Annotated in this window: 16 protein-coding genes; 7 read left to right on the top strand and 9 right to left on the bottom strand. The window is 50.3% G+C overall.

All coding sequences use genetic code 11. From position 1 onward, the window contains the following. Positions 1 to 339: 339 nt before the first annotated feature. From Q0393_RS09785 to Q0393_RS09760, 6 genes are all read left to right on the top strand, one after another. Positions 340 to 1,578 (top strand): M20 family metallo-hydrolase, encoded by a 1,239-nt coding sequence (locus Q0393_RS09785; protein ID WP_298979839.1) that lies wholly within the window; start codon positions 340 to 342, stop codon positions 1,576 to 1,578. 10 nt (positions 1,579 to 1,588) lie between these two features. Continuing rightward, positions 1,589 to 2,905 (top strand): amidohydrolase, encoded by a 1,317-nt coding sequence (locus Q0393_RS09780; RefSeq protein ID WP_298979838.1) that lies wholly within the window; start codon positions 1,589 to 1,591, stop codon positions 2,903 to 2,905. A 10-nt stretch (positions 2,906 to 2,915) separates the two neighbouring features. Further along, the gene (pepE, locus tag Q0393_RS09775; RefSeq protein ID WP_298979835.1) at positions 2,916 to 3,614 is read left to right on the top strand and encodes a dipeptidase PepE; all 699 of its coding nucleotides are present in this window, start codon (positions 2,916 to 2,918) and stop codon (positions 3,612 to 3,614) included. Positions 3,615 to 3,625: 11 nt separating this feature from the next. Then, positions 3,626 to 4,969: a C4-dicarboxylate transporter DcuC gene (dcuC, locus tag Q0393_RS09770; protein ID WP_298979833.1), complete on the top strand. Its 1,344-nt coding sequence runs from the start codon at positions 3,626 to 3,628 to the stop codon at positions 4,967 to 4,969. A 12-nt stretch (positions 4,970 to 4,981) separates the two neighbouring features. Beyond that, complete coding sequence (gene pepT / locus Q0393_RS09765) at positions 4,982 to 6,226, top strand: peptidase T (RefSeq protein ID WP_298979832.1); 1,245 nt, start codon at positions 4,982 to 4,984, stop codon at positions 6,224 to 6,226. Between the two features lie 153 nt (positions 6,227 to 6,379). Further along, complete coding sequence (locus Q0393_RS09760) at positions 6,380 to 6,580, top strand: hypothetical protein (protein WP_298979831.1); 201 nt, start codon at positions 6,380 to 6,382, stop codon at positions 6,578 to 6,580. 311 nt (positions 6,581 to 6,891) lie between these two features. Here Q0393_RS09760 and Q0393_RS09755 read toward each other — a convergent pair whose 3' ends face one another. The 3 genes from Q0393_RS09755 to Q0393_RS09745 form a co-directional block, all read right to left on the bottom strand. Further along, a complete protein-coding gene (locus Q0393_RS09755) occupies positions 6,892 to 7,464 on the bottom strand; it encodes an NAD(P)H-dependent oxidoreductase (RefSeq protein ID WP_298979830.1) in 573 nt (190 codons plus the stop codon). Positions 7,465 to 7,719: 255 nt separating this feature from the next. After that, on the bottom strand, positions 7,720 to 8,247 hold the full coding sequence (bcp, locus tag Q0393_RS09750) for a thioredoxin-dependent thiol peroxidase (RefSeq protein WP_298979828.1): 528 nt from the start codon (positions 8,245 to 8,247) through the stop codon (positions 7,720 to 7,722). A 64-nt stretch (positions 8,248 to 8,311) separates the two neighbouring features. Continuing rightward, complete coding sequence (locus tag Q0393_RS09745) at positions 8,312 to 8,452, bottom strand: hypothetical protein (protein ID WP_298979826.1); 141 nt, start codon at positions 8,450 to 8,452, stop codon at positions 8,312 to 8,314. Between the two features lie 161 nt (positions 8,453 to 8,613). Between Q0393_RS09745 and Q0393_RS09740 the strand changes: the two genes are divergently transcribed. Continuing rightward, complete coding sequence (locus Q0393_RS09740) at positions 8,614 to 9,162, top strand: NAD(P)H-dependent oxidoreductase (RefSeq protein WP_298979824.1); 549 nt, start codon at positions 8,614 to 8,616, stop codon at positions 9,160 to 9,162. Between the two features lie 899 nt (positions 9,163 to 10,061). Here the strand turns inward: Q0393_RS09740 and Q0393_RS09735 are convergent. The 6 genes from Q0393_RS09735 to Q0393_RS09710 all read right to left on the bottom strand — a co-directional run bounded on the left by Q0393_RS09735 (position 10,062) and on the right by Q0393_RS09710 (position 17,109). After that, positions 10,062 to 10,487: a TOBE domain-containing protein gene (locus Q0393_RS09735; RefSeq protein ID WP_297960941.1), complete on the bottom strand. Its 426-nt coding sequence runs from the start codon at positions 10,485 to 10,487 to the stop codon at positions 10,062 to 10,064. A gap of 451 nt (positions 10,488 to 10,938) precedes the next feature. Continuing rightward, positions 10,939 to 11,295 (bottom strand): DUF488 domain-containing protein, encoded by a 357-nt coding sequence (locus tag Q0393_RS09730; RefSeq protein ID WP_298979822.1) that lies wholly within the window; start codon positions 11,293 to 11,295, stop codon positions 10,939 to 10,941. Between the two features lie 20 nt (positions 11,296 to 11,315). Continuing rightward, the gene (purF, locus tag Q0393_RS09725; RefSeq protein ID WP_298979820.1) at positions 11,316 to 12,662 is read right to left on the bottom strand and encodes an amidophosphoribosyltransferase; all 1,347 of its coding nucleotides are present in this window, start codon (positions 12,660 to 12,662) and stop codon (positions 11,316 to 11,318) included. 52 nt (positions 12,663 to 12,714) lie between these two features. Continuing rightward, entirely contained in the window at positions 12,715 to 12,906 is a 192-nt protein-coding gene (locus Q0393_RS09720; protein WP_297880245.1) for a nucleotidyltransferase domain-containing protein, read from the bottom strand. A gap of 28 nt (positions 12,907 to 12,934) precedes the next feature. Next, entirely contained in the window at positions 12,935 to 13,696 is a 762-nt protein-coding gene (gene dapB / locus Q0393_RS09715) for a 4-hydroxy-tetrahydrodipicolinate reductase (RefSeq protein WP_298979818.1), read from the bottom strand. A 50-nt stretch (positions 13,697 to 13,746) separates the two neighbouring features. Next, positions 13,747 to 17,109 (bottom strand): DUF748 domain-containing protein, encoded by a 3,363-nt coding sequence (locus tag Q0393_RS09710; RefSeq protein WP_298979815.1) that lies wholly within the window; start codon positions 17,107 to 17,109, stop codon positions 13,747 to 13,749. Between the last annotated feature and the right edge of the window lie 24 nt (positions 17,110 to 17,133).

Raw genomic sequence — 17,133 nt, 5'->3', positions numbered from 1 at the left:
TTATATTTAAAAATCTACTTGAAATTTTGTTTTAAGATTTTATCGTGCCACGCTTTAAATTTTGCTATTAAATTTGCCGCTAAATCTAGGTGACGACGTGCTAGATACGCCATTGCTGCCGCTTATATGTTTTACAGCGAGATTGACGGCAGGGTTGGTTTAAATTTTATATTCTGTGGCGGCTGAAATTTAGAATACGAGTCTTGCTACCACAAATATTTGCTCTTGTCCATGCGGTTTAGTGCTGGTATGCGCCGCCGCGATAGATAAATTTCAGCTTTGTTATATAAATTTAATATTAAAATGCCGTATTCATAAATTTTTTAAAAAAGGGGATTTATGGACATAAACACACGGCGCCTTAAAAGCGAGTTCGAACAGATAAGCCGTTTTGGGGCTTTGGCGGGCGGTGGGCTTACGCGGCTTGCGTTTTCGCGCGAGGATAAAGAGGCGCGCAACTTCCTCATATCGCTACTTCAAAAAGAAAATTTCAAGATCAAAATCGACGATACGGGCAATATTTTCGCTAAATTTGGAGGCGTTCAAAATCCCGATCTGCCGTCCGTAAGTGCTGGCTCGCATATCGATAGCGTACCGCAGGGCGGCTTTTACGACGGCACGCTGGGCGTCATGGCTGCTTTGGAGGCGATCCGAGCGGTGCGAGATAGCGGCGAAAAGCTTGCGCGCCCGTTGGAGCTCATCGTCTTTGTTTGCGAGGAATCGAGCCGCTTTAAAATGGCGACCGTAGGCAGCAAGATAATTAGCGGCAAGCTCTCACAAAAGCGGCTAGACGAGCTAAAGGATGGGGACGGAATTTCGCTATTTGACGCCATGGAGGCTTTCGGGCTAAATCCCGCAAATTTAAAAAGCTGCATCCTGCCAAAATCCAGCTTTCATAGCTATATCGAGCTTCATATCGAGCAGGGGCCGGTATTGCAGAGGCGGGGCATCCCAGTAGGCATCGTCACGGGTATCGCCGCGCCCGTGCGATACGAGCTGTGGATCGAGGGCAGAGCCGATCACAGCGGCGCTACGCCGATGGATATGCGCTGCGACGCCCTAGCTTGCGCTAGCGAGATCGTTTTAAGCGCGGAGAGGATCGCTAAGGCGGGCAAAACCACGGTCGCGACGACGGGCTATGCAAACGCACTGCCCGGCGTGCTAAACGTGATCCCGGGCGCCTGCACGCTAGGCCTTGATATACGCGATATAGACGAGGAAGCACTCAGGGCGGCGGACGATGAAATTTGCGCCGCGATAGATGAAATTTGTGCTCGCCGAGGATGCAGATTTGAACTAAAAAATCTCATCAAAGATCGCCCTGTAAAGCTAAGCGAGGAGATGATAAATCTGCTTGAGAGCTGTGCCTGCGAGCTTAAAATTCCAAGCCTGAGGCTTCCTAGCGGCGCGGGACACGACGCGATGAATATGACGGAGCTTGCGGATCGCGTGGGGATGCTTTTCGTGCCGTGCAAGGACGGTATCAGCCACAACGTAAACGAAAGCATAAACTGGAACGACGCTTTCGCCGCTACGAAGGTTCTAGCTGCGGCGATGTTAAATTTAGCCAGAGAATAAAGGAGAGAAAATGGATGCTATCGCACAAAAAGTAGAGGCGCTCAAAGGCGAGATGATCGGGGATCGCAGGTTTTTCCACTCGCATCCCGAGACGGGCTGGTTTACCTTTTTTACGACCGCGGTTATCGCAGATCGTATGCAGCGCTTGGGCTATGAGATAAAGCTCGGTCGCGAGGTTGTAAAGGCTGAGGCAAGGCAGGGCGTAGGTAGCAAGGATGCCTGCGAGAAGGCGAAGCAGCGCGCCGAGGGGCTTCTAAACGCAGATCAGATAAAATTTCTTGATGCGATGGAGGACGGGCTAACGGGTCTAGTGGCGCAGATCGACACAGGGCGCGCGGGCAAGACGGTCGCTTTTAGATTTGACATAGACGGCGTGGATGTGACCGAGAGTACGGACGCGGACCACCGCCCTTTTAAGGAGGGCTTTCGCTCCGATATTAGCGGCATTACGCACGCGTGCGGGCACGATGGGCATATCACGATGGGGCTTGCTTTAGCGAAGCTCATCGCGCAGAGCTTAGATGATTTTAGCGGTAAATTTAGATTTATCTTTCAAACCGCCGAGGAGGGCACCAGGGGCGCCGTGGGTATGGAAGCTGCGGGCGTTACCAAGGGCGTGGATTACTTGCTGGGCGGTCATATCGGCTTTCAGGCGACTACCATGAGAGGCATCATCTGCGGCACCAAAAAGCTACTCGCGACCACTAAATTTGACGTAAATTTAAAGGGTAAGTCCGCTCACGCAGCGGGCGCGCCGCAAAACGGAGCCAATGCTCTGCTCGCGGCAGCCGAGATGGCGCTTGATATGCACGGCATCACGAGGCACGCGGACGGCGTCACGCGTATCAACGTAGGCGTACTGCGCGCAGGCGAAGGACGCAACGTCATCGCGCCTAACGGCTATCTCGCGTGCGAGACTCGCGGCGAGAGCACGGAGCTGAATGAGTTTATGAAGGCCAAATGTATGGACATAGTGGAGGGCGTTTCTAAAATTTACGGCGTCAGCTACGACGTGCAGGTCACGGGCGGCACCGCAGGCGGCGATAGCGATGAGGCTACAACGCAGCTTTACGAGGATGCGGCGAAGGCATCGCCGTTTATCGATAACGACAAGATCGTAAGGGAGCTAAATTTCGGCGCATGCGAGGACTTCGCGCATTTTATGCGCTCGGTGCAAGATGCGGGCGGCAAGAGCGGATATCTGATGATCGGCACGACGCTTGCGGCGGGGCATCACAACGGCAAATTTGACTTCGACGAGGACTCGCTGCTTGCGGGAGTGGACGTTTATCTGCGCTGCGCGTATAAGCTAAACGGCAAAGCTTAAGGAAAGCGGTATGAAAAGAGCACTACTTCTAAGCGCCTCCAGTTACAAAGACAGCGGTTATCTGAACCACTGCAAGGGGTGGATCAAGGAATTTTTAGGGGGTCTTTGGGAGGATGAAATTTTATTTATTCCGTTTGCGGGCGTTAGGCGCACAAGCGAGCAATACGAGCAGAAGGTCGCGGACTGCTTGGAGAGCAACAATATCAGATCGATTCACCACTTTTCCGATATGAAAGCCGCCGTTAAAAACGCCAAATCGATCTGCATCGGCGGCGGCAATACCTTCGTGCTGCTAAATGAGCTTTATAAATTTGATCTCTTAGGTGCGATCAAAGAGGCGGTGGACGGCGGTACGCCGTATTTCGGCTGGTCTGCTGGCGCAAACGTCGCGGGCAAGACGATGATGACCACCAACGACATGCCGATCGTCTTTCCGCCCTCGCCGGTAGCTTTGGGGATCTTTCCGCATCAGATCAATCCACACTTCATAAGCGGTAAAATTTCAAACCACAACGGCGAGAGCAGGGAGGAGCGGCTGGAGGAGTTTTTGATCGTCAATCAAAACGACAGCGTCTATGCTATGCCCGAGGGTAGCGCGTTTTTGATAAACGGAAACGAGTGCGAAGTGATGGGGCATGCGGACGTGCTGAAATTCGAGTATAAAAAAGAGATCTCGCGCATCGCCGTGGGAGGTAAATTTAAAATTTAAAAGGAGTTATCGTGGAGACACTTAGGTTACTTTTGGCGCTTGCGGGTATCGTCGCAGTCGTCGCTTTACTGATCATGAAAAAGGATACCAAAACCGTGCTTATCGGCGTGGGTTTAGTGCTGTGCGTGCTTTGTCTAAAGCCGCTGGACGGGCTAAATGCCTTTACCTCGTATATGACTAAAGCAGGTCTTATTAAGGCGATCTGCGCCAGCATGGGTTTTGCCTTCGTGATGAAATTTACCGAATGCGACCGCGCCCTTGTAAATTTGCTAACCAGACCTCTTGGCAATATCGGATTTTTATTGATCCCTATCGTCGTGGCGCTTACATATTTTATCAATATCGCTATCCCCTCCGCTGCGGGCTGCTCGGCTGCGGTCGGCGCTACGCTGATCCCCGTGATGATGGCTGCGGGCGTTAAACCTGAGATGGCGGGAGCTGCGGTATTTGCGGGAACTTTTGGTAGCGTTTTAAGCCCGGGCTCGGCGCACAACGTATTTGTAGCCGATATGGTAAAGGCGCACAACCCCTCCTACACGGTTCAAGACGTCATCGGGGTGCAGTTTTCTAGCGCGATTACCGCTTTGATCGTGGTTTTGATCGTAATGAGTATAACGGCGATAGTTTGCAAAGACTACACCAAAGGGGTGAATTATCTCGCACAAAAGGAGGGCGTCGCAAATTCCGTTGCGTCAAATTCCGCCGACGGTTCAAATTTAGACGCGCAGCCTCAAAAGATAAACGTCTTATACGCGCTTATGCCGCTAGTGCCGCTAGTGATCTTGGTAATCGGCGGCACGAGCCTAAATCAGGTCTCTTTCCTAAAGTGGACGAAGATGGGCGTCGCCGAAGCGATGCTACTGGGTGCTATCCTCACCATCGCCGTTACTCTAACCGATCCTCAAAAAATTACGAAGGAATTTTTCAAAGGAATGGGTAGCGCGTATGCCGAGATCATAGGTATCATCATCGCAGCGGGCGTCTTCGTCGCGGGGCTTAGCGCGTGCGGAGCGATCGATTTCGTAATCGAGTGGCTTAAAAATGAGCAGGGCTACGTAAAATTCGGCGGAACTTTCGTGCCGTTTTTTATGGGCGTCGTAACGGGCTCTGGAGATGCGGCGTCGATGGCGTTTAATACCGCCGTGACCGTGCACGCCGACGCGCTGGGTTTTGAGCAAGATAAGCTCGGTATGGCGGTTGCGATAAGCGGCGCGCTAGGCAGGAGCGCATCGCCGATTGCGGGCGCTTGTATCGTTTGCGCGGGACTTGCGATGGTAAATCCTATTCAGATCGCCAAAAGAACGGCTCTTGGGATGTTTCTATCCGTCTGCGTCATCGCATTTTTCATTTTGTAAAAAGGCTTATTTGTGGATATCGTGCAGAGATTTTTAAACTACACCAAGATCAACACTACCACGAATAGGGTCGCGGGTGCAGCGGGCATAATGCCCTCAAATCCCAAGGAGCTCGAGCTTGCAGGTCTCATAAAAGTCGAGCTCGAAGCTCTGGGCATAAAAAATATCAGCCTTAGCGAAAAGTCGATTTTAATCGCTAAAATTCCCTCAAATTTAGACGCGCCCGCTGCGAGCATAGCGTTTTTCGCTCACCTCGATACCAGCGCTGAACAGAGCGGCGACACCAAAGCGCAGATCGTAAGATACGAAGGTGGCGATATATGCCTGAATAAAGAGCTTGGGATCTATCTTAAAGAGAGCGAAAATGAGGAGCTGCAAGATTATAAAGGAGATGAGATCATCGTAACGGACGGCACCAGCTTGCTAGGCGCCGACGATAAAGCGGCGATCGCCGCAATCGTAAATGCGCTAGAATTTTTCGTCCAAAATCCGCAGATCAAACACGGCGAAATAACCGCTTGCTTCGTGCCGGATGAGGAGCAGGGCTTGCTAGGGGCAAAGGCGCTGGACGTAAGCGAGGTAGGCGCGGATTTCGGCTACTGCCTTGATTGCTGCGGCATCGGCGAGTTTATCTACGAGAATTGGAATGCGGGCGATTGCGTCGTTACCTTCAAAGGCGAGTCCGCTCATCCGATGAACGCCAAGGGCAAGCTCATAAATTCCTTGCTTTTGGCGCATAAGTTTATCTCACTGCTGCCCGCGGGCGAGACGCCCGAATACACAGAGGGCAAGGAGGGCTATTTTTGGGTCAAGGAGCTTAGCGGTAACAGCGCAAAGACCGTCCTAAAGATCGACGTGAGGGAATTTGACGAGAAAAGATACGCGCAGCGCATGGAATTTTTGCAAAAAACTGCGGACGGGCTTCGCGCGATCTGGGGCGATCGGATCGAAATTTCGCTAAACGACCGTTATAAAAACGTCTATAACTTTTTGAAAAACGACGAGGCGCCGGCAATTCGATTTGCGAAGCAAGCTTTTAAAAGCCTAAATATCGAGCCTAATATCAAGCCTATGCGAGGCGGCTACGACGGCGCCGTCATCTCCGCAAAGGGGCTGCCGTGCCCGAACCTCTTTACCGGCGGGCATAATTTCCACTCGATCTACGAGTATCTGCCTGTAGGCTCTTTAAAAGCGGCGAGCGAAGTGGTTAAGCAGATCATAACGTTAGCGACAGAGGAGGGGCGCGAGCTTAGCTAGGGCGCTTTCTGCTCCGCGCGCAGATTTGATTTTAAATTTGGCTCGTTCATTCCACCGCGAAATTTTACTTTGCTCGGCGGAATTTTATTTAGCGGGCGGAATTTTGTTTAGTAAGGCGGAGTTTTGCTTTACTAAGCGGAATTCCGCGCGGCTATGAAATTTTGCTTTACTCTGCTGAGCAAGCGGCTTGACGAGCTCAAAAAGGCGCGTTGTAAAATTTTGCCGCGCCCCGTGCTTTACGGCCCGCTTATTGTCGCGTCTTTAATGCTACTCGCAGACGGTGCGACTGCGCATTTTTGCAGCCTGCACGACAAGCTGCGGCAAATTTTATATTTCGACGATTTAGATGGCTAGCAGACACGCCGTATCGACCGGTAGAATTTTATTCTCGCGGCAGGCAGAGCGGACGTTTTTAGCGCAAGTGAGATCTATTTTTCGGGGCGACACAGCGTCGTAAGAGCGCTTAAAACGGCACGGAATTTCTTTAAATTAAAATTTACGGAAGCAGTCGGCCTGCATGCTGAATTATCTATAAACCGCGCGGGCTAAATTTAACGCTTCGTGTAAAATTTTATCGCGACTTTCTTTATTTCAAGGGCGCAGTTCAAGCTCGAAACGAGGCTTAAATTTTAAAATTTAGCCCCAAAATCGAGTTTACTTTTAACTTAAAATTCTTTACCCGCGCCGCTCTTTGCGCCTAAATTTCTTAAAAATTCCGCGTACTCCGCCGCGCCTTTTTCTATCTGTTCGGCGCTGCTTTGGTAATCCACGCCGGGCGTCTCCTCGGCGCCGTAAAACGCGAAAAATCCGCGCCAGTCGGCATGAAAATAGTAGCGAAATGCCAGCTCAAACGGCGCTAAAATCTGCTCCATCGTGAAATGATACCGCCCGCTAGGCGCGTAGTCGGCGCGCTTGATGCCTGCGCTCACCGCCAGCGCCACGGCGCGCCCGCGAATGCCCTCGTTCGCGCGCCCGTAGGCAAATCCATACGTCATCGTCGCATCCATCCAGCTTTTTAAAATCGCGGGCGAGGAGAAATTATGCAGCGGAAATTGCAGCACCAGCGCGTCGTGGGCTTTGATTATCGCGCGCTCGCGCTCGCCGTCTATCTCGCCGCTAGGATACTCGCGCGCTAGGTCGCGCACGGCGAAGCTTTGCGCGGCAGCCTCTTTCAAAAACCGTTTGTTTATGAGCGAATTTTTAATGTCCGGATGAGCTAGAATGATTAAGTTTTTCATATTTTTCCTTTAAAATTTTATTTTGGGGCGATAAAATTTGCCGCTAGAATCGCAGTTATAGCTCCGCTTTGAAATTTCATTTTCAAATGGGCGACGGAATTCTAGGGCAAAATTTCAAGACTAAATTTTAATGCTGGAATTTCGGCGCCTAAATTTGACGCCGAAATTCCATAGCAAATTTCAGCGCATAAATTTCATATTAAAGCTTAGCGCCCAAATGCGCCGGAGCCCCGCTTCAAAACACCGCCTAGCGCTTTATTTCCCCGCAGCTAGCAGATCCGCGAGCACTTTTGCGGCGTGATCCTTTGCCTTGACGCTTTTATAGACCTTTAAAATTTTGCCGTCCGCGCCGATCAGAAAAGTCGAGCGCACGATGCCCAGATACTCGCGCCCGTAGTTTTTGCGTACTTGCCACGCTCCGTATAGCTTGGCTACCTCGTGCTGCGGATCGCTCAGCAGGATGTGCTTTAGGCTTTGCTTGGCGATGAAGCCCGCGTGAGATTTGGCGCTGTCGGGGCTGATGCCGACGATCACGCAGCCCTCGGCGATAAAATCATCGTATGCGGCGCTAAATTCGCACGCTTCGGTCGTGCAGCCGGGGGTGTTATCCTTGGGGTAAAAATACAGCGCGACCTTTTTTCCCGCAAAGTCCTTTAGCGCGACGCTCGCTCCGTCGGAGTTTTGCAGCGCAAAAGCGGGCGCCGCGTCTCCCGCTTGCAGCGTGATTTTGCGCTCGCGATCCTCTGCGCTGAACTCGTCTTCGATCTGTGTTTTTCTCTGCATATCGTTTCCTTTTTTGAAATTTTCGGGCTCGTAGCCCAAATCGCGGCTAAATTTTAATCTTTTTTCATAAATTTATCCTTGCTTGGATGAAATTTCGTCCCGCGCCGCAGCTGCACGCGATTGGGTGGATCGCAAGCGAGATCGTTTTAGACAAGAGCGGGCTAGGGGCTTGCTTTGCGGCACGCGTAAAAACATTTTGTTGCACATGCCTTGAGGCAGTATGGTACGAGAGCGCTTCGTATCTATCGTGCCACGCAAATCCAGGTTCCTCACAAGAAAAAATAACTCTTCATTTTTACAACCCCTCTTAATCTACTTTTAGCTTTTTAACGATATGATTCTGCAAATTTTAACAAAGGAAATAACATGAAAACGCTCGTGATCTTATCGCATCCTAATTTCGCCGCCTCGCGCGTGAACAAAGCTCTATCGCAGGTCGTAAAGAGCGCTGCTGGCGTAGAGGTACGCCATTTGGAGGGACTTTACGGCACCGATACTACGCGCATCGACGCCCGCGCAGAGCAAGACGCGCTACGCGGCGCAGATCGCATCGTATTTTTGTACCCGCTGTACTGGCTAAACGTGCCGCCTATGCTAAAAGCCTATATCGACATCGTCTTTTCGCACGAGCTGGTGGGCTCCAGCGCGCTTAAGGGCAAGGTCCTACAGCTCGCGCTAAGCGCCAGTACACCGCTTAGCGAGTACTCTAAACAGGGCGCGATAGGCTATAGCATGGATGAAATTTTAACTCCGCTTAAGATCGCGGCAAACTACTGCGGGATGGATTTTGCCGTGCCGTTTATCAGCGGCGGATTTGAGCCGGGCGAGTTTGGCGACGATGCCGTAGAGACCGCGGCCGCACGCTTCGGCAAACTTTTACGAGGCGAACTAAGTCCCGGCGAGTATCAAATTTAGCAAAGCAAATGCCCGTTACCCGCGGCGATGAGCTGAAATTTTACAAGAGTGATTTTATTCGCGGAATCTACGCCTTTTAACGAGCCGATCGACAAAAGCTTAAAGTGAATCAAAACACGCTATGGACTGTTGCGACTAACTAATACGTGTATGCACTCGTTGTAGCCAGTGTTGATTGCTTACAAGGTATAAGCGTATTTAAACGCGCGCATCGGCTAGCTAATGTTGTCATCTATGGAGGCACGAATGGCGTTCGGCTCGCAGTCATCGGCGTAAAACTCATCGTGTCCTATTTGCGCAAGAGTGGTTAAATTTCGCAGCAAGCGGCAAAGTAGGGGGTGAAGTGCGTGTCGTGATCTTTTTGGATCGGATGTGGGTTTTGCGAAGCGGTCTCTGTCGCGCTTGGAGAGTTTAAATTTTAAAATTTACCGCATCGCGTAGTATTTTGTAAAACATCGTACCGCCGCCGCGAAAAGATATGCCGAGCCTGCCGCTGTAAAAGTGTGGTGATCGGTCATTACCGAGCAAAGTAGCGCCGCAGCAAGCGCGTAAAATATGAAAGCGCATTGCTATAAGCGAGCGGGCAGAGTGAAGAGGAGCCCGCGTTTCATAGATATCTCGTGCTAGTGGGGCTTGCGCGATGAATGGATGCAAATCCTGCGCAAAATGCGCACTGCGGTAAAATAGGGTAAGACCGCTCTTGGTGTGATTGGGGCTGGATGTCGCCGCGCGGGGTGTATCTGCGCGCATGAGAGAAAAGAGCGCTTATAGCGCGATTTGAGCTGCTACGAAATTTGATTTATCAAAAAAGGTTTTTGAAGAAGGAGCAGAATTTATAAAATTTCGCTCCTTGATTTTGTGATGTTTAAAGCGTGCACATCGGTTCGCACAATGCAGGATTATTTTACACCGACGATGATTTGAGTAGCTTTGACGATCGCGGTTACTTCGTCGCCGACTGCTAGCGCCAAATTTTTAACGGAGCCGTTTGTGACGATCGCGCTTAGATTCTCACCGCCTGCGGTTCTGACATCGATTTCAGCATTGATTGCGCCCTCTTTAACGGCGGTGATTTTGCCTTTTAGTTGATTTGCAGCACTTAGGCGAAGATCATTTTCTCCCTTTGAAATGATGACATTTGGGGCTTTGAATAAAAATACCGCCTCTTTGCCTGCTTTTAAATCCAAAGTTTTTTCAGAATCGACCGTAACGGTCGCTTTTAGCACGTCGCCGCCTCTGGTTTTAGCTGTGATTAGCGAATTTACCGCACCTATTTTTACGTCGCTGATTACGACGTGAAGCTGATTTCTAGCACTTATTGCCATTGTTTCTCCTTGTAAAAAATTACGAGCAATGTTAGCGGCAAATCCTTAAATGAAATTTAAAAATGCTGCATGTAAGAAATTAATTTAATTTGTTGCGAATTTATATTAAGCTCACTTTTTAAATTCCTAGCTTGCATTATGAAAAATAGCGTTAAAAAATAGATGAAATTCTAAATTTGCATATTAAATCGAGTCATTTTCCTTGAAATTTTGCGTTTTTTTAGAGCTCTGACGCAAAATTTAGCGTTTGTTTTGCGCATCTGCGAAGTGTACATCCGGATAGAAAATTTATCTCAAATTACGCCTAGTAAGGCTTTAAGAGCGCTCCGCTCACGCCTGTTCGCTGAATTTTGCGCCTTGTACATCGGTTTTTACGAGTGGATTTTGGCGAGCGAGGCGATTTTACATTTGCTTTAAAATATGGCGAGCAGTGCGCTTTGAGCGCAAAATTTTAGCGCACCTTGCTTTGCAGAAAATCACGCAGAATCATCGCGTGGTTGCAGTGCTCGTCCTTTGCGGCATATAGCAGCGTGACGACCGGCTCGTTTTTAACCGCTTTTAAAAACTCCGCTACGGCGGGATTTTGCTCAAGTTCGGCTAGGTAAAGCTCCTTAAAATGGGCGAAATTCTCAGGCTTATGCGCGAAAAGCTTGCGTATTTCGGTGCTAGGCGTTATGTCTTTTGCCCACATATCAAGCTCCAGCGCATCTTTTTTTATGCCGCGCGGCCAAAGCCTGTCGCAAAGCACGCGAAATCCATCCTCTTCCTCTGCGCTCTCATAGACGCGCTTAATCTTAAATTTTGTCATAGTTTGCTCCTTTAAATTCGCTAATCTTTGATGAAATAATCGCCGTCGAAGCTTACGAGCGAGTATTTGCGCTCGCCCCCAAGCGCTTCTACGAGCTCCGGTACGCTAAGGAATGTGAGGCTATCGGCGCCTATAAATTTACAAATTTCATCCGTGCTCATATTTGCAGCGATCAGTTCGCGCACGCTCGGCGTGTCGATGCCGTAGCGCTCGGGATACTTTAGCTCCGGGCTTGCGATACACATATGCACGCGCGCCGCGCCCGCGTGGCGCAGAAGCTCGACGATCTTTTTGCTCGTGGTGCCGCGTACGATGCTGTCATCGATCACCGCGACGCTCTTGCCGTGCAGTGCCGCGCCGATCGGATTTAGCTTGAGTTTGACCTTTAAATTTCGCACCTCTTGCGTCGGCTCGATGAAGGTGCGGCCGATGTAGTGGTTGCGCACGATCGCCATCTCAAAAGGGATTTTGCTCTCTTGCGCAAAACCAAGCGCCGCCGGTACGCCGCTATCGGGCACGGGCACGACGAAATCGGCTTTTAAACTCCCGCATTTTCGCGCGAGCGCAGCGCCCAGCTTTTTTCTGACCTCGTATACGTTTTTGCCCTCTACGACGCTGTCTGGGCGCGCGAAGTAGATGTATTCAAACGCGCAAATTCTAGCTTCCGCGGCTTTTAAAATTTCAAGCGAGCTAAACTCATCCTTGCCCTCTTCGAAGATCACCATCTCGCCGGGTTTCACGTCGCGGACGAACTCGGCTCCTACGAGATCAAACGCGCAGGTCTCGCTCGCGACGATGTAGCCGCCGTCTTTTAGCCTGCCGATGCTGAGCGGACGCACGCCGTAGCGATCGCGCACGGCAAACATCTTCGAACGGCTTAAAATCAGAAGCGAATACGCGCCCACGCACTGCTGCAGCGCCTCGATGATGCGATCTTTTAGATGCTCCTGCTTGCTGCGTGCGATGAGGTGCAGGATATTTTCGGTGTCCATGCCGGACTGAAAAATCGCGCCCTCGCTTACGAGCTTGCGGCGAATTTCGTCTTTATTGATCAAATTTCCGTTATGAACGATAGAGATCTCCCCAAGAGCGTAGTTGCCCGCAACGGGCTGTGCGTCCTTTAGACTATCTGCACCCGCGGTGCCGTAGCGGTTGTGACCGATCGCGATGTTGCCCTTTAAAATTTCAAAACTCGCGGAGCTAAAAACCTCCGTCACTAGCCCTGTGGCTTTGATCGTTTTGATGTGATGGTTGAAGCTCGAGCTGATACCGCTTGCCTCCTGGCCGCGGTGCTGCATGGCAAAAAGCCCGTAATACGCGGTCTTAGCCGCACCTTCGGAATTTATGACTCCCACGATTGCGCACATTTTCTAACCTCTTAAATTTTATTTTTTAGAAATTTATCTATATTTTGTTTTATCATTGACGGCTTGCCGTCCGGCATTTTGCCGGCGCCTCATCAAATAGATCGGCTGAAATTTTAAACCTCTCGGCGATATTCGCTCCGCCTTTGGCGTAGCTGCCGAATAGCCCGACTTTGTAAATTCCAAAGATTTCAAGCTCGGGCTTGGGCTCGCGCAGAAAATTTAAAATTTCATCTTTGGTTGGCATTTTTTCCTCTTAAATTTAGCCGCAAAGCCTAGATTCCTAAGCAGTCGTCGATGCCGTAAAGCCCGCTATTTTGGGGCGCTAGCCATACCGCTGCCTTTATCGCGCCTCTGGCAAAGGTCGCGCGCGAAGTCGCTGTATGATTTAGCTCGACGAACTCGCCCTCGCCGTAAAACCCCACGGTGTGGCGCCCGACTATATCGCCGCCGCGCAGCGACATCACGGCGATCTCGTCCTTGCCGCGCTCGCCGATGAGCCCGTCGCGACCGCTTATGCGCACGTCCTTTAAGCTTAGCTCGCGCGCACTTGCGGCGCTTTCCGCAAGGCTCATCGCCGTGCCGCTTGGGGCGTCTTTTTTGTGGCGGTGGTGCATCTCTAAAATTTCGCAGTCAAAATCGCGTAGGATCCTGCTAGCAAGCGCTACGAGCTTGTTTAGCACCGCGACGCCCAGGCTCATATTCGTAGCGTGCAACACGGGCATCTTTGCGCCGCATTCGCGCAGTAGCCGCTCGCCCTCCTCGCCCAGAGCCGTCGTGCCGATGCAAAGCGGCTTTGGATGCGAAAGCGCAAATTTCATTAAGCTTATCGCGCCGTCTCGGATCGTGAAGTCTATCACGACGTCGCAGCCGCTAAAAAGCTCGTCGTAGCTGCTCGTTACGGCGCAGCTCGGCGTATAATCAAGCGGTGCGACCGTGTAGATCATGCTTGCTCGCGCCTGATCGAAATTTTTCAGGCATTCGTAGATCATCGTGCCCATTCTGCCGCTTCCGCCGTGAATTCCTATATTTATCATCGCCGTTCCTTTAAATTTAGTCCGCTTAGTATAGCCAAATTTTGCTTACGCTATTTTTCAAGACCCAGGTTTAGCGGGATGAAGCTGTTTTGTTTAAGCACCGCTTCGCTTGGTTTTTTGATCTCTATGCGAGAGGCGCTTACGCCGCGCTGCACGAGTGCCGCTTGCACGGCGGCCGCCCTGGCAAGGGCTAGCTCATCAAGACGGGAGCGGGTAAATTTCTGCGCCCCTATCAGCTCCTCCATCGCCTCATCGCCGCCGGATTTGATGCCGTATTTGATCTTAAGCGCCGCTATGGCTTCATCCGTGGAGAGGCCTTGTTTATTGGACATCAGCGTGAGAGTGTTTTGCAGAGATCGCCTTTTAAACTCGTGAGTATCGAACTTTTCGTTATATGCGGAGTTTAGAATGATCTTAAGTTCGGGCTTGGCTTTTGCGACCTTGGCCAAATCATCGATTTTAGAGTTTTCACTGATTAAAATTTCACTGCTCGCCGCCTCAAAATCGATACTTTCGAGCTTTTTCGTATCTACGCCCGCGATCTTTCCCATAAATCTAAACGGACTTAACACGATATCCGAGAGCAGCTTTTTGACCGCACCCCAAACCAGCGCGCCGTAGCTAAATTTCGGATCGCTCAGCGTGCCGCTTAGAGGCAGGCTAATATCGATCTGATCGTCGCTGTCCTTTAGAATCGATACCACTAGACCGATCGGAAGGCTCAGCGCATCCTTGCTCTGCACCTCTTTGCCGAGCTCGAAGCGGTCTAAATTTAGATCATTGCTTGCGTTTAGCTTGCCATCGTCGATTTTGTAGGCAAGTTTTAAATTTAACTTGCCGCCCGCGATTTCATTGCCGATATATTTGGCGGTATAGGGCGATGCGGGCACAAGCGGAATCTCCTTTAAAACGACGTTTATGTCGCTTTTGCGTTTAAAGTCCAGCGGATAGGCGCGCGCCGTGATGCTCGCTAACCCGCTTCCGCTTACGAGCGAGCTAAGCTTGATATCCGCCGCTCGCTTCGGGCTGATCTCGCTGATGCTTGCTTTCATATCGCTGATGCGCAGTTTAAAGGGTGTTGCTAGACTCTCATCAGTGAAATTTAAACTTCCGCCGCTAAGCGAGATATTTTTTACGCTCCAGGCAAAGTTTGCCTTGCTTTTTGCGGATCTGCCAGGTGCCGCTTCGGCGGGCTTTACGGCCTGCTTTGCCTGCGAGGCGGGCTTTATTAGCGAAGTTAAATTTAAACGCCTGTCTTTATTTAGCGAGATATTTGCCGCAGGTGAGCCAAGAGCGATCTTATTTAATGCGAGAGAGTTTGGGCTCAGCGCGATTTGCGCGACATTCAGCGACGCAAGGGAGAAAATTTTATCCCTGCCCGAGCTTAACGCCAAGCCCTTGCCCGATAGCTTTGCTTCGAGCGAGAATGTGTTTGAAAGCTTCAGCTGCCCTTGCGTAGCGAGCTCGCCCGCGATGGAGCCTGCGATAAATTCTGCCATATATTTGTTAAAAACGCTCAAGTTCGGCGCCTTTAAGCTAAAGTTCGCGCCCACGTTAAGCGGCGCGATACTAGCCTTGCCGTCCGCGTTAGCGGTGATCTCGCCCGTGATAAGGCTTGCTTTGATACCGAAAGGCTCGGCGAAATTCGAGCTTAGCCCGCTTAGCGTGGCGCTGAAATCCTTGATCTCGTGCACGTTGTTTTTAACGATAAAGCTCTCGCCGATCTTAGCCTTTGCGCCGGTTACGGAGGCCTCGCCGATCTTAAATTTTAAAGCGGGGCTTTTGGAAGTCTTTTTAGAATTTAAATTTGCGCCGCTTGCCGTATAATTTGCGTCCGCTTGGCTTACGGCGCTAGAGCTCGCCGTTTTTTTGGAGCTCGCAGAATTTTTAGAAATCGCGCTTAAAATCGCCAGATCGTTTATGCTTTTTGCTCCGCTAACGCCCACCTCCGAGTTGAAAAACGGCGCGTTTAGCAAAATTTTATCCACGCCCAGATCGAGATCCGCGACGTTAAAATTCACCCCTTGCACGCCGAAGCTTTCAAATCCGCTAAAAATTCCGTTTTTGTTTGCGATTTTAGAGTTTGAAATTTTAGCAAACCCTAGGCTTACGCCGTTTTGCGCACCCTTCTTGTCGTAGCTAAATGCGCCCAGCTCGGTTGCGGCGAGTGAAATTTTATCGCTGTGCGCTAGCGTAATCTGCGTATCCGCGATATTAAAGGCGCCAAAGCCCGTATGAAGGGCTGTATCGTTACCTTCGGCGTTAAATTTTAAGAAATTTTCCGTGATTTTAGTGTCGTTTGAAACGACCGAAATTAGCGGGTTTGCAAAGCTTGAGCGGTTTAGATCTACGCTTTTTACGGCGGAGTTTAGCCGCAAGTTCGTGCCCGTTTTATTAAAATCCAGCGCAAAATCCGCAACCTGCGCTCCCTCAAAGCCCGTGGAAATTTTAGTTTCGTTCATATCGTATTTTGCGTCCGAAAGTAGCACCTGCGGGATCGCTACTGCGCCTAAAATTTCATTCGAAACGTCCGTATTTAGGCTAAAGCTCGGGATTTTTAGCGAGCCAAGAGAAATTAAGCTTTGATCTTGCAAAATTTCTAAGCTCTCAAGCTCAAGTTTTGAGTTTTCAAGCGCAAATTTTATATTTTCATCAAGACTCAATCGGTAATTCAGCGTGGCGGAAAGAAAGCCGTTCTTAAGCCGCACGCCGCTAGGATCGAGGTATGATAGCCAAAACGGATCGATTTTCAGCCGTTTAAGATCTATTTTGCCGTGCAAGCGCAGAGGCGCCAGATCGATCGCTCCATCGAAACTCAGCGAGTCGTATGTGCGCGAAACGGCGCTTAGGTCGTGCTCGCCGATCGTTTCGTCCTTTAAGCTTAGCCCGTTGATCTCATAATTTAGCTCGGTCGAGATGAGCGAAAACGGCTTTTTTAGGGAGTTATCGACGTAGCCCAGAGAGCCGCGCTCGATCTTAAAATTATTCAGCGTGACGTTGAAGCTGGAGTTTTCATCCTTGCTTTCGCTCTTTTGCTCCGAGATTAGCGGCTCGAAATTGAAGGTGCCGTTTTGCTCGCGCTCGACGTGGAATTTAGGCGATTTTAGGTGCAAAATTTCTACCGCGAGAGTCTTTTTAAAAAGCTTTGAAAAACCGATTTTTAAATTTATCTCATCGGCGCTAAACAGCGGCTTAAAGGTGCTAAGCTCCGGCTTTGTGACGTTTAGCTCGTAGGTAAAGGGGTTAAATTTAGCATCTTGTACGCTAAAGCTTGCTCTGCCCTCTAAAATTTTAGGCAGCGCCTTTTCGATAAAAAGCGGCACGCCGAAAAAGCCCGCAAGCACGTAAAACAGCGCAAATCCACTTACGCCGAAGGCAAACTTACGCCAGTGTTTTATAAAAAAATTTTTCATTTTTCCGCTCATTAATTTTGATAG

It is taken from the genome of uncultured Campylobacter sp. (genome assembly GCF_938015785.1).
Lineage (GTDB): Bacteria > Campylobacterota > Campylobacteria > Campylobacterales > Campylobacteraceae > Campylobacter_B.
Note: the sequence above shows the minus strand (reverse complement) of the source record. Positions and strands in the feature narration are given on the sequence as shown.

Excerpts from the sequence above, each read along its gene's own strand:
- Q0393_RS09785 (WP_298979839.1), top strand. The coding sequence starts at position 340 with ATGGACATAAACACACGGCGCCTTAAAAGCGAGTTCGAACAGATAAGC.
- Q0393_RS09780 (WP_298979838.1), top strand. The coding sequence starts at position 1,589 with ATGGATGCTATCGCACAAAAAGTAGAGGCGCTCAAAGGCGAGATGATC.
- pepE (WP_298979835.1), top strand. The coding sequence starts at position 2,916 with ATGAAAAGAGCACTACTTCTAAGCGCCTCCAGTTACAAAGACAGCGGT.
- Q0393_RS09760 (WP_298979831.1), top strand. The coding sequence starts at position 6,380 with ATGAAATTTTGCTTTACTCTGCTGAGCAAGCGGCTTGACGAGCTCAAA.
- Q0393_RS09755 (WP_298979830.1), bottom strand. The coding sequence starts at position 7,464 with ATGAAAAACTTAATCATTCTAGCTCATCCGGACATTAAAAATTCGCTC.
- bcp (WP_298979828.1), bottom strand. The coding sequence starts at position 8,247 with ATGCAGAGAAAAACACAGATCGAAGACGAGTTCAGCGCAGAGGATCGC.
- Q0393_RS09740 (WP_298979824.1), top strand. The coding sequence starts at position 8,614 with ATGAAAACGCTCGTGATCTTATCGCATCCTAATTTCGCCGCCTCGCGC.
- Q0393_RS09735 (WP_297960941.1), bottom strand. The coding sequence starts at position 10,487 with ATGGCAATAAGTGCTAGAAATCAGCTTCACGTCGTAATCAGCGACGTA.
- Q0393_RS09730 (WP_298979822.1), bottom strand. The coding sequence starts at position 11,295 with ATGACAAAATTTAAGATTAAGCGCGTCTATGAGAGCGCAGAGGAAGAG.
- purF (WP_298979820.1), bottom strand. The coding sequence starts at position 12,662 with ATGTGCGCAATCGTGGGAGTCATAAATTCCGAAGGTGCGGCTAAGACC.
- Q0393_RS09720 (WP_297880245.1), bottom strand. The coding sequence starts at position 12,906 with ATGCCAACCAAAGATGAAATTTTAAATTTTCTGCGCGAGCCCAAGCCC.
- dapB (WP_298979818.1), bottom strand. The coding sequence starts at position 13,696 with ATGATAAATATAGGAATTCACGGCGGAAGCGGCAGAATGGGCACGATG.
- Q0393_RS09710 (WP_298979815.1), bottom strand. The coding sequence starts at position 17,109 with ATGAAAAATTTTTTTATAAAACACTGGCGTAAGTTTGCCTTCGGCGTA.